Origin of the sequence: Mycobacterium sp. 1423905.2, from assembly GCF_001673155.1 — a bacterium.
In the GTDB taxonomy this organism is placed as follows: domain Bacteria; phylum Actinomycetota; class Actinomycetes; order Mycobacteriales; family Mycobacteriaceae; genus Mycobacterium.
The window spans coordinates 19,850-31,530 of record NZ_LZLE01000216.1; the positions used below are offsets into that span (position 1 = coordinate 19,850).

At 67.0% G+C, this 11,681-nt stretch carries 11 protein-coding genes and 3 pseudogenes; 10 read left to right on the forward strand and 4 right to left on the reverse strand.

The window, feature by feature from the left end; all coding sequences use genetic code 11:
- The first annotated feature begins 2 nt into the window (after positions 1-2).
- Both rsmD and coaD read left to right on the forward strand, forming a co-directional pair.
- Positions 3-560: a 16S rRNA (guanine(966)-N(2))-methyltransferase RsmD gene (gene rsmD, locus A9W95_RS13270; RefSeq protein ID WP_067413162.1), complete on the forward strand. Its 558-nt coding sequence runs from the start codon at positions 3-5 to the stop codon at positions 558-560.
- Positions 561-584: 24 nt separating this feature from the next.
- Complete coding sequence (gene coaD, locus A9W95_RS13275; RefSeq protein ID WP_067413165.1) at positions 585-1,067, forward strand: pantetheine-phosphate adenylyltransferase; 483 nt, start codon at positions 585-587, stop codon at positions 1,065-1,067.
- Positions 1,068-1,086: 19 nt separating this feature from the next.
- Here the strand turns inward: coaD and A9W95_RS26280 are convergent.
- A pseudogene (locus A9W95_RS26280) lies at positions 1,087-2,449 on the reverse strand (HNH endonuclease signature motif containing protein).
- A 60-nt stretch (positions 2,450-2,509) separates the two neighbouring features.
- A complete protein-coding gene (locus A9W95_RS13290) occupies positions 2,510-3,721 on the reverse strand; it encodes a permease (RefSeq protein ID WP_067413170.1) in 1,212 nt (403 codons plus the stop codon).
- A gap of 68 nt (positions 3,722-3,789) precedes the next feature.
- Here A9W95_RS13290 and A9W95_RS13295 point away from each other — a divergent pair, with 68 nt between their 5' ends.
- The 5 genes from A9W95_RS13295 to mutM all read left to right on the forward strand — a co-directional run bounded on the left by A9W95_RS13295 (position 3,790) and on the right by mutM (position 8,132).
- On the forward strand, positions 3,790-4,953 hold the full coding sequence (locus A9W95_RS13295; protein ID WP_067413173.1) for an AAA family ATPase: 1,164 nt from the start codon (positions 3,790-3,792) through the stop codon (positions 4,951-4,953).
- Positions 4,954-5,131: 178 nt separating this feature from the next.
- Entirely contained in the window at positions 5,132-5,869 is a 738-nt protein-coding gene (gene sepIVA / locus A9W95_RS13300) for a cell division protein SepIVA (protein ID WP_067413204.1), read from the forward strand.
- A gap of 83 nt (positions 5,870-5,952) precedes the next feature.
- A complete protein-coding gene (locus A9W95_RS13305) occupies positions 5,953-6,546 on the forward strand; it encodes a DUF177 domain-containing protein (protein WP_156746185.1) in 594 nt (197 codons plus the stop codon).
- The gene (rnc, locus tag A9W95_RS13310; protein ID WP_067413176.1) at positions 6,543-7,256 is read left to right on the forward strand and encodes a ribonuclease III; all 714 of its coding nucleotides are present in this window, start codon (positions 6,543-6,545) and stop codon (positions 7,254-7,256) included. The genes A9W95_RS13305 and rnc overlap by 4 nt, the downstream gene beginning before the upstream one ends.
- A complete protein-coding gene (mutM, locus tag A9W95_RS13315; RefSeq protein WP_067413179.1) occupies positions 7,257-8,132 on the forward strand; it encodes a DNA-formamidopyrimidine glycosylase in 876 nt (291 codons plus the stop codon).
- Positions 8,133-8,207: 75 nt separating this feature from the next.
- Here the strand turns inward: mutM and A9W95_RS13320 are convergent, their stop codons facing one another.
- A complete protein-coding gene (locus A9W95_RS13320) occupies positions 8,208-8,984 on the reverse strand; it encodes a PIG-L deacetylase family protein (RefSeq protein ID WP_067413182.1) in 777 nt (258 codons plus the stop codon).
- Between the two features lie 35 nt (positions 8,985-9,019).
- Here A9W95_RS13320 and A9W95_RS13325 point away from each other — a divergent pair, with 35 nt between their 5' ends.
- The 3 genes and pseudogenes from A9W95_RS13325 to A9W95_RS28405 form a co-directional block, all read left to right on the forward strand.
- The gene (locus A9W95_RS13325; protein ID WP_067413184.1) at positions 9,020-9,430 is read left to right on the forward strand and encodes an OsmC family protein; all 411 of its coding nucleotides are present in this window, start codon (positions 9,020-9,022) and stop codon (positions 9,428-9,430) included.
- A complete protein-coding gene (locus tag A9W95_RS13330) occupies positions 9,420-9,698 on the forward strand; it encodes an acylphosphatase (RefSeq protein ID WP_067413187.1) in 279 nt (92 codons plus the stop codon). Before A9W95_RS13325 ends, A9W95_RS13330 begins: the two co-directional genes overlap by 11 nt.
- 206 nt (positions 9,699-9,904) lie before the next feature.
- A pseudogene (locus tag A9W95_RS28405) lies at positions 9,905-10,678 on the forward strand (chromosome segregation SMC family protein); the annotation flags it as partial.
- Positions 10,679-11,488: 810 nt separating this feature from the next.
- On the opposite strand, the pseudogene A9W95_RS27960 reads toward A9W95_RS28405, so the two are convergent.
- Positions 11,489-11,596 (reverse strand): annotated as a pseudogene (locus A9W95_RS27960) (hypothetical protein); the annotation flags it as partial.
- Positions 11,597-11,681 lie beyond the last annotated feature (85 nt).

An 11,681-nucleotide genomic window follows, 5' to 3' on the forward strand; every position in this document is an offset into this window, starting at 1 on the left:
TGGTGACCAGGATCATCGGCGGCGTCGCCGGCGGTCGGCGCCTCGTCGTGCCGCCGCGCGGAACCCGGCCCACCACTGACCGGGTGCGCGAGTCGCTGTTCAACATCCTGACCGCCCGGCGGGGCCTGACCGGCATGGTGGTGTTGGACCTGTACGCGGGTTCCGGTGCGCTAGGGCTCGAGGCGCTTTCGCGCGGAGCCGCCACGGTGCTGTTCGTCGAATCCGATCAGCGCGCTGCGGCCGTCATTGCCCGCAATATCTCTGCGCTGGGGCTGGCCGGGGCGTCGCTGCGCCGCGGGTCGGTGTCGTCCGTACTGGCGGGTGGGGCGCCGGCGCCGGTCGACTTGGTGCTGGCTGACCCGCCTTATGAGGTCGACACCGCTGAGGTCGAGGCGGTGCTATCCGCGTTGCGGACCCACGGCTGGGCTGGGGCCGGCACGCTTGCGGTGATAGAGCGGGCGGCGACCAGTGCGCCACTGACCTGGCCCGCAGGGTGGGAGCCATGGCCGCAGCGGGTGTACGGCGACACTCGATTGGAGTTCGCCGAATACGACTCCTGAGCGCCCCTGCTAGCGTCATCGCCTATGAGCGGCGCGGTATGCCCGGGGTCATTCGATCCGGTGACGTTGGGCCACATCGACGTATTCGAACGCGCCGCGGCGCAATTTGACGAGGTGGTGGTCGCCATCCTGGTGAACCCCGCCAAGCGCGGCATGTTCGACATCGACGAGCGGATCGCCATGATCAACGAGTCGACGACGCACCTGGAAAACATCCGGGTGGAGGCTGGCGAAGGTCTGGTCGTCGATTTCGTCCGAGCCTGCGGGCTGAACGCGATCGTCAAGGGTCTTCGCACCGGCACCGACTTCGAATACGAGGTGCAGATGGCGCAGATGAACAAACATGTCGCCGGTGTCGATACCTTCTTCGTCGCGACCGCGCCACGATATTCCTTCGTGTCGTCGTCTCTGGCGAAGGAAGTCGCGATGCTGGGCGGTGATGTGTCGGAGCTGCTGCCCGAACCGGTGAACCGACGGCTGCAGGAGCGGTTGCGGCAAGAGTACTAGCGGCGCAACAACACTCGCGCTAAGGATCCTCCTCCAGGATCCGCTCGGGGTGGTGGAAGTCGTTGACTCTGGGTTGGCTTCCCCTACCGAGCGAGTCCAGATGTGGTGGGGGGATCCATTCGGTGTCGCCTCTGGTGTTTTTGCGCGTGGTGTAGCCCTGTGCGGCGAGGGAATGGTCGCCGCCGCAGGCGAAGGTGAGTTCGTTGACGTCGGTGGTGTGGCATTGGGCGTATGGGGTGACGTGGTGGACTTCGCAGTAGTAGCCGGGGACGTCGCAGCCCGGGGCGCTGCAGCCACGGTCCTTGCCGTACAACACAATTCGCTGTGCGGGGGAGGCCAACCGTTTAGTGTGGTACAGCGCCAGTGCCCTGCCGTGGTCAAAAATCGCCAGGTAATGGTGAGCGTGACGAGACAGGCGAATCACATCGCTCATGGGCAGCAAGGTGCCGCCGCCGGTCAGCCCCCGACCCGCGGCGGCCTCCAAGTCCTGCAGTGTCGTGGTGACGATGATGCTGGCCGGCAGACCATTGTGGTTACCCAGATTTCCGCTACACAACAGTGCACGGCAGGCGGCGTTGAGCGCGTCGTGGTTGCGCTGCGCCGCCGAGCGCAGGTCATGGCGGATCACCTCTTCGGGCGGCGATCCCTGCACACACGGCGCCTCATCCTCGGGATTGCACATGCCCGGCGCGGCCAACTTCGCCAATACGGCTTCCAGGGTGGCGCGCGCTTCGGGAGTCAGATAGCCGCTCAGCCGCGACATCCCATCGACGTCTTGCTTGCCCAGCGTAAGACCGCGGCGGCGGGCGCGGTCGTCGTCGGTGTAGTCCCCATCGGGGTGCAGGCAGTCCATCAGCCGCTCAGCCAACTTGGCCAATTGATCGGGCCGGTACTGACTAGCCAACTTGGCCAGATGCGCTTCGGCCTTCTCCTCGGTTTCCACATCCACGTGGGCCGGCAAGCCGGTGGAAGAAGCCGCGGATTACGCGCACGTGCTCCGCGCCGATGTGACCGTCGCGCTGCGAGGCGGCGGTCGCGGTCAACCGCGGCGCCAACGGCTGCCCGGTCAGCGCGCGACGCTCACCCAGGTCGGCGGCTTCCCCGATCCGCTGGCTGGCCTCGGCGCGGGTTATCCGCAACCGCAACGCCAACGCGTGGGCCAACCGACCGCCCAACTCCTCCTCGCCGGCTTGCGCGGCAAGCTGATTGATCAACTCGTGCCGCGCCGCCGGCACGCGGCGCGCCACCCGCTCCAACCGCTCCAGCAACCGCAACCGCTCCGGGGTCGTCAGCGCATCAAAGGACAAGCCACAAAGGCGATCCACGTCGGCATCGAGCGCGTCAAAGACCTCGGCGATGTCTTCGCGCGTACTCGAACTCATGTTCGAATGATATCGCCACCCACCGACAGGCGTATTCGATTGTCCGCAGGCTCGTTTCGCCTAACTGTGCCCGTGGTGGCCGGCCTCATGCCCATGGCAGCCATGGCCCCCGTGCTCGTGTTCGTCGTCCGGGGCACCGCCCATCATCCGCAACATCGGCACGCCGCCCGTGGCGAAGAACCGTGTCACCAAAACCGCTGCCACAAGCAGGAAGACGATGTTGAGCCAGGTGGTGTAGTTCCACGAGATGCCGGCATCCATCACCATGGCGTTGCGCTGGCTCGGAATGAGTTGGGCTGCGCCAAACAGCAATTCGACCAGATAACCCGCGGCGACCATGGACGCGTAAAACGTGCCCAACAATGTCAGCATCATCCGGGGGCCGTAGTACTTCCGGTAGATATTGAGGATCGGCAGAATCAACAAGTCGGCGAAGATGAAGGCGATCACGCCGCCGAAGCTGATGCCACCGTTCCACAGCACCGCGGCAAGGGGCACGTTGCCGATCGAGCAGACGAACGACACAATCGCGACGATCGGCCCGACGATCGGACCCCACAGCGCGGACACGGCGGGATGGTCGGTCAAAAAGAACTCGCGCCAAAACGAATCGGGCACCCACGCTGCTATCGCGCCCGCGATCAACAGGCCGATGACCAGGTCGCGCAGGATGGCCAACCACTCCATCACGAATACGTGCGAGACCGAGGTGAGCCCGGCCGGCGAGAAGAGTCGTCGCCAGAAGGATCCCTCGGCCTGAATCGACATGTCCATCGCGGCGTGGCCTTCCATCGAACCGGCGATGCCCCGATCAGCTTGGGCGCGAGCGGCGTCGATCAACCGGCCCCGCACGAAGAGCCGGAACAGAAGCGCCAGCCCGATGATCATCAGCGGGCCGCCGACGAACTCCGCCGCAGTGAATTGCCATCCCATCAGCAGCGCCAGGATGATGCCCAACTCGACGACGAGGTTGGTGGAACCGATTTCGAACGCCATGGCCGCCGTGAAATTCGCGCCCTTGCGAAACAGCGAGCGCGCCAAGGCAACCGCCGCATAGGAACACGACGACGACGCCGCTCCCAGACCGGCCGCCACGGCCAGGGTGCGGGGCCGGTCGTCGCCCATCAAGCTCACGATCGTCGAGCGGCGAACCACCGCCTGTATCACCGCAGACAGCGCGAAGCCCAGAATCAGCGCCCACAAGATTTCCCAGGTCATTGAGCCCGTCAATGCCAACGCATGTCCGAGCGCCTTGAGCACCTTCTCCGCCACTCAGCGATCTTATACCCCCGCGGGGTATGTCGCAACGGATGTCGGACCCGGCCGCTACAGTCAGCCCCATGCTGCAGACGGTGGCAATTCGCGGATACCGCTCACTGCGTGAGGTGATCCTGCCGCTAGGTCGGCTGTCCATCGTCACCGGGGCCAACGGCGCCGGCAAGTCGTCGCTGTATCGCGCCCTGCGGTTGCTGGCGGATTGCGGCCGGGGCGAGGTGATCGCCTCGCTGGCCCGGGAAGGGGGTTTGCAGTCCGCACTCTGGGCCGGGCCGGAACAACTCAGTGGCGCACGGCGGACGGGGAAGGCCGAAGGAACCCGGCGCACCCGCGTCGTATCCCTCGAAATGGGCTTCGCCGCAGACGATTTCGGCTATCTGGTCGATCTTGGAATGCCGCAAATGGCTGGCATCGAATCTGCCTTCGCGCTCGATCCGGAGATCAAGCGAGAAGTATTGTTCGCCGGCCCGGTGCTGCGCAACGCCACCACACTGGTGCGCCGAACCCGGGACTTCGCTGAAGTCAGCGGCGAAACCGGGCGCGGCTTCACCGAACTGTGCCGGTCGTTGCCCTCCTATCGCAGCGTTCTCGCCGAATACGCCCATCCGCAGGCGCTTCCCGAACTCGTGGCCGTGCGGGAGCGATTGCGGGGTTGGCGCTTCTATGACGGTTTTCGGGTGGACGCCGCGGCGCCCGCGCGGCAACGGCAGGTGGGGACCCGCACGCCGGTGCTCTCCGACGACGGCCATGACCTTGCCGCCGCGATCCAAACGATCATCGAGGCGGGATTCGACGACCTGAGTCGCATCGTCGCCGAAGCGTTCGACGGAGCGACGCTGGCCGTCGACGTCAACGAGGGACTGTTCGATCTCCACCTGCGCCAGCGCGGCATGCTGCGGCCGCTTCGTGCCGCCGAACTATCCGACGGCACGTTGCGCTTCCTCCTATGGGCCGCCGCCCTGCTCAGCCCCCAGGCGCCGTCGCTGATGGTGCTGAACGAACCGGAGACGTCACTGCACCCTAGCTTGGTAGGGCCGTTGGCCTCGCTGATTCGAGTGGCGGCCGCCCAGACGCAGGTCGTCGTGGTGACGCACTCGAGGGCGCTCCTGGAGTTCCTGGGTGGCGCGGACGGGGCGATGGAGATCGAGCTGTACAAGGACTTCGGCGAAACCCGCATCACCGGCCAGGACTTGATGACCACACCGCGGTGGGACTGGGGCAAACGCTAGATGCTCGCCGAACTGTCGACCAGCAGCGCAACGCGTAGGCTCCAGCAATGGCGGGCCGAAGCGCCGTCAATTCGATCAAGCCAAAGCCCGACACACCGTAGTCACCACCGCCGTCACAAAGGTAACACCAGGCACACTGGTAACAACATTTTCGGCGAGACGCCAGGAGGGCATGGCCGTGTACCGAGTCTTTGAAGCGCTGGACGAACTGAGCGCGATCGTCGAAGAAGCCCGCGGCGTGCCGATGACCGCCGGCTGCGTGGTGCCCCGCGGGGATGTGCTCGAGTTGATCGACGACATCAAGGACGCGATTCCCGGCGAACTCGACGACGCCCAGGACGTGCTGGACGCGCGCGACTCGATGCTGCATGACGCCAAGACCCACGCCGACTCCATGGTCTCCTCGGCGACCACCGAGTCCGAGTCGATGCTCAACCACGCCCGCGCCGAGGCCGACCGGCTGCTGTCCGACGCCAAGTCTCAGGCTGATCGGATGGTCAGCGAGGCGCGTCAGCACAGCGAGCGCATGGTCGGCGAGGCGCGCGAGGAGGCGATCCGCATCGCCGCGTCGGCCAAGCGGGAGTACGAAGCGAGCATCAGCCGCGCCAAGTCCGAGTGCGACCGGCTGATCGAGAACGGCAACATCTCTTACGAGAAGGCCGTGCAAGAGGGCATCAAGGAACAACAGCGCCTGGTGTCCCAGAACGAGGTGGTGCTGGCCGCGAACTCCGAAGCCACCCGCCTGATCGACACCGCCCACGCCGAGGCCGACCGGTTGCGCGGCGAATGCGACATCTACGTCGACAACAAGCTGGCCGAGTTCGAGGAGTTTCTCAACGGCACGCTTCGCTCGGTCGGTCGTGGCCGCCACCAACTGCGCACTGCAGCCGGTACGCACGACTACGCGACTCGCTAGCCCGCGCTGTCTGGGGGGCCGAAGCATCGGCCCGAAATGCGGGAACGCTCGCTCTGCGCGCGACGCGCCGTAGGATTTCCTCTATGGGCAAGCAGCACAGCCAAACGGCGCAGCGGCGTCCGAACGCGCCCATGACAGTGGACATTGCTCGCTTGGGGCGTCGGCCAGGGGCCATGTTCGCGATCCGGGAAACCGTGGACAGCCCCATGCGCATCGGCCTGGACCTCATCGCCATCGAGCAAGGCGCCCCGTTGGACCTCGACCTGCGCGTCGAGTCGGTGTCCGAGGGAGTGCTGGTGACCGGGACGGTCACCGCGCCCACCGCGGGGGAATGCTCGCGGTGCCTGACCGAGACGCGGGGCCGGGTGCAGGTCTACTTGACCGAACTCTTCGCCTACCCGGAGAGCACCACCGAGGCAACCACCGAGGAAGACGAAGTGGGACACGTCGTGGGCGAGACGATCAGCCTCGAGCAGCCGATCATCGACGCCGTCGGCCTGGAACTACCTTTTTCACCGGTATGCCAGCCGGACTGCCCCGGGCTGTGCCCGCAGTGCGGCGTCGCGCTGGCCACCGACCCCGACCACCATCACGAACAGATCGACCCCAGGTGGGCCAAGCTCGCCGAAATGCTGCAGCCGGAGGATCCCGACAGCGTGCAGCGGGGACCGCGGTGAGTCCGCCTCGACAAGCACTGCTGGACGCGCTCGGCGTCGACCTGTCCGACGACCTGCTCTGCCTGGCGCTGACCCATCGCAGCTACGCCTACGAAAACGGCGGCCTGCCGACCAACGAGCGGTTGGAGTTCTTGGGTGACGCGGTGCTGGGCCTGACCATCACCGACGAGCTGTATCACCGCCACCCCGACCGCTCCGAAGGTGACTTGGCCAAACTGCGGGCCAGCGTCGTCAACACCCAGGCGCTGGCTGAAGTTGCGCGCAACCTCTCCGACGACGGACTGGGCGCGCACATGCTGCTCGGCCGCGGCGAAGTGAACACCGGCGGGGCCGACAAGTCGAGCATCCTGGCCGACGGCATGGAATCGCTGCTCGGTGCGATCTACCTGCAACACGGCATCGAGGTGGCCCGCGAAGCGATCCTCCGGTTGTTCGGAGCGCTGCTGGACGCCGCGCCCACCCTCGGGGCGGGACTGGACTGGAAGACCAGCTTGCAAGAGCTGACCGCGGCCCGCAATCTCGGCGCACCGTCCTACCTGGTCAGCTCCACTGGGCCGGACCACGACAAGGAGTTCACCGCGGTCGTCGTCGTGATGGACACCGAATACGGCACCGGTGTCGGCCGCTCCAAGAAGGAAGCGGAGCAAAAGGCCGCTGCCGCCGCCTGGAACCAGCTGGACAGCGCCGTGCCGGGGAGAACCTCGGTCTAGATGCCGGAACTCCCTGAAGTCGAGGTGGTCCGCCGCGGCTTGCAGGCCCATGTGGTGGGCAAGACGATGACGGCGGTCCGCGTGCACCACCCGCGCGCCGTGCGCCGACACGAAGCCGGTCCCGCCGACCTGACGGCCCGACTGCTGGGCACGCGGATCCACAGCACCGATCGCCGCGGCAAGTACCTGTGGTTGACGCTGGGCACCGACGACGACGAACCGGATACCGCATTGGTGGTGCACTTGGGGATGAGCGGGCAGATGTTGCTCGGGGCGGTCCCGCGCGCCGACCATGTCCGGATTTCTGCACTGCTCGACGACGGGACGGTGCTCAGTTTCGCCGACCAGCGGACGTTCGGGGGTTGGCTGCTGGCCGATTTGGTGACCGTGGACGGCAGTGTGGTGCCTGCGCCGGTCTCCCACGTGGCTCGCGATCCGCTGGACCCGCGTTTCGACGTCGACGCGGTGGTAAAGGTGTTGCGCCGCAAGCACTCTGAGATCAAAAGGCAGCTGCTCGATCAGCAGCTGGTGTCGGGCATCGGCAATATCTACGCCGACGAGGCGCTGTGGCGAGCCCAGGTCAACGGGGCGCGCATCGCGTCCACGCTGACTCGTCGGCAGCTCACTGCGGTGCTCGACGCCGCGGCGGAGGTGATGCGCGAGGCGTTGGCCAAAGGCGGGACGTCGTTCGATTCGCTGTATGTCAATGTCAACGGCGAATCCGGCTACTTCGACCGATCGCTGGACGCCTACGGCCGCGAAGGCCAGAATTGCCGCCGCTGCGGCGCGGTGATGCGCCGGGAGAAGTTCATGAACCGCTCGTCGTGCTACTGCCCGAAGTGTCAGCCTCGGCCACGCCTATCGAAGGTGCGCTGACGGCTTCCACTGAGCGGGCAGGGCGGCCGAACGGTGGCTTTCCCGCCCGGTGTGCACACTCGAGGCCGTGACCGCTCAGTCGAAGATGTCGCGGCGCACGGTGCCTGCGGGCAACGCCGGATCGACGAACCACTCGTGCGGAAACAGCACTCCGAACACCTGCGGCGGTAACCGCAGCAGAACCGAGTACAGGCGCGCACCCACTCCGGAGTTGCCGATCTGCGAGCGATGGGCGGCGAACGCGTCCCGCTTCTGCCGGGCGAACCGAAATACCGCAATTCGGTGCGTGATGGCGGCCCGCGGCGCATAGGCACTGCCGACGATCTCGCGGTCATACGGTGCCGGCAGTCGCAGTAAACGGGCCACATCGCCGATGCGAGTGAGCAATTCGCGCGGCATGGTCACTTCCAGCACCCTCGGGGTGGCGGCGAGTTCGGCGGCGCGCTTGCCGACATGGTGCACCTGCACATGATCCCGATGGCCATAGCCGCCGTTGGACTGGTAACTCAGCAGCAGATCGGCCTTCTCGTCGCGCAGGATCGCCGCGAGTTGCTGCGCCGCCTCGTCGACAGATGCTCGGCCGAACCTGACCCGTCCGGGCGGGTCGGGATAGAAGTCCGGGCCGAATCCGCTGTCGGCATAACCCAGACACTCGACCCGGTGGGCACCGAGAATTGCTGCGCTGGAACGCAGTTCGTCCAATCGACAGTCGGCGTCCGCGTTGTGCACCCGGCCGTCGGTCGCGGTCACCAGAACCACGCGATGACCGCCCGCCGCCGCGCGCGCCAGTGTGCCGCCGGTAAGGATCACCTCGTCGTCTGGATGGGCGTGGAAGGCGACGACGGTGGCCATGAGAAGACAGTATGGCCGCCCGGTAGAAAGAAGCCATGACGGAACTATGGGTGGAACGCACCGGCACCCGCCGCTATACGGGACACAGCTCTCGCGGTGCGCAGGTGCTTATCGGGTCCGAGGACGTCGACGGCGTCTTCACCCCGGGTGAGTTGCTCAAGATCGCACTTGCCGCCTGCAGTGGAATGTCCAGCGACCAGCCGCTGGCCCGCCGCCTCGGCGACGACTACCGAGCGGTGGTCCGGGTATCCGGGGCGGCCGACCGCGAGCAGGAGCGCTACCCGCTGCTCGAGGAAACCCTCGAGTTGGACCTGTCGGGGCTGACCCCAGAAGACAAAGACCGGGTGCGACTCGTCGTCGAACGGGCGGTCGACGCGGTGTGCACGGTCGGTCGCACCCTGCAGAAGGGAACCACGGTCAACTTCGAGGTCGCCGATGTCGGATGACGTGCGACTGACCGCGTGGGTGCACGGTCATGTGCAGGGCGTCGGTTTTCGCTGGTGGACTCGCTGCCGCGCGCTCGAGCAGGGGCTGACCGGATATGCGGCCAACCAGTCCGACGGTCGTGTCCTGGTGGTAGCCAACGGCCCGCGCGCGGCCGGCGAGCGGCTGCTGGAGCTGTTGCGGGGTGACAGCACCCCGGGCCGCGTCGACAAGGTTGTCGCCGACTGGTCGGAGCCGACGGAGCAGTTCACCGGATTCGTCGAGCGGTAGGCGCTCAGACGCCCAAAGCCGCTGCCGCCGTAGGAGATTGTCGCTGTGAGGCGGGCAATAATCACGCACCCGATAGACCGGTACTGAAGTTGCCGATGTGACCAGAGCGACTCGATAGGCTGACGGTGTCAAAGGGACCCAACTTCCCCCGCTGACACGCGCCGAGCGGGCAGAGCCGAGTGATTTCAGCGGTAATCTGGCACGCCGTGTACCTCAAGAGTCTGACGCTGAAGGGCTTCAAATCCTTCGCCGCGCCCACGACTCTGCGCTTCGAGCCGGGCATCACCGCCGTCGTCGGCCCCAACGGCTCGGGTAAGTCCAATGTCGTCGACGCGCTGGCCTGGGTGATGGGCGAGCAGGGGGCGAAGACCTTGCGCGGCGGCAAGATGGAGGACGTCATCTTCGCCGGCACGTCATCGCGCGCGCCGCTGGGCCGCGCCGAAGTTACCGTCACCATCGACAACTCCGACAACGCGCTGCCCATCGAATACTCCGAGGTGTCCATCACCCGCCGCATGTTCCGCGACGGCGCCAGCGAATACGAGATCAACGGCACCAGTTGCCGGTTGATGGATGTCCAGGAACTGCTCAGCGACTCGGGCATCGGCCGGGAAATGCACGTCATCGTCGGACAGGGAAAACTCGACGAAATCCTGCAGTCCCGGCCCGAAGACCGACGGGCGTTCATCGAGGAAGCCGCCGGCGTCCTCAAGCACCGCAAGCGCAAGGAAAAGGCGCTGCGCAAGCTGGACGCCATGTCGGCCAACCTGGCCCGGTTGACCGACCTGACCACCGAACTGCGCCGCCAACTCAAGCCGCTGGGCCGCCAAGCCGAGGTGGCCCGACGTGCCCAGACCATCCAAGCCGACCTGCGCGACGCGCGGCTGCGGCTGGCCGCCGACGACCTGGTCAACCGGCAGACCGAGCGGGAAGCGATCTTCGAGGCCGAGGCGACGATGCGCCGCGAACACGACGAGGCCGCCGCCCGCCTGTCCATCGCCGCCGAGGAGTTGGCCACCCACGAGGCCGCGCTGGCCGAACTGTCCGGCCGGGCCGAGTCGATCCAGCACACCTGGTTCGGCCTGTCCGCCCTGGCGGAGCGGGTCAGCGCAACGATCCGCATCGCCAGCGAGCGCGCCCAGCACCTCGATGTCGAGCCGGTGACCACCAGCGACACCGACCCGGCCGCGCTGGAAGCCGAAGCCGAGCAGGTGGCCATCGCCGAGGAACAACTCCTGGCCGAGCTGACGCAGGCGCGCACCCGGTTGGACGCCGCACGTGCCGAGCTGGCCGACCGGGAACGCCGGGCCGCCGAGGCCGACCGGGCACACCTGGCCGCCGTGCGCGCCGAAGCCGACCGGCGCGAAGGCTTGGCGCGGCTGGCCGGCCAAGTGGAGACCATGCGGGCGCGGGTGGAATCCATTGACGACAGCGTCGCGCGGCTGTCCGAACGCATCGAGCAGGCCGCCGCCCGCGCTCAGCAGACCCGGGCCGAGTTCGAGGGTGTGCAAAGCCGCGTCGGTGAACTCGATCAGGGCGAACTCGGCCTCGACGAGCAGCACGAGCGGACGGTGGCCGCCTTGCTGCAGGCCGACCGACGGGTCAGCGAACTGCAGGCCGCCGAACGGGAAGCCGAACGTCGGGTGGCTTCGCTGCACGCGCGCATCGACGCCCTCTCGGTGGGCCTGGAGCGCAAGGACGGCGCGGCGTGGTTGACCCAAAACCACGGCGGCCCGGGTCTTTTCGGTTCGGTCGCCCAGCACCAGGGCGGCCCGGCCGGCGTCGGCCTGCTTGAGAGCGGTAACGGCGCTGCGAGCGGCACCGAGATCGTCGGCGGCCAACGCGTCGGCGGCCGAGCCCAGCACCGCGGCCAGCGCGGCCTCGTAGCCGGCCCGCACCTTGACCAGCTGGGCGACCGAACCGAAAAGACCCGGGCCGCCGTGGTTTTGGGTCAACCACGCCGCGCCGTCCTTGCGCTCCAGG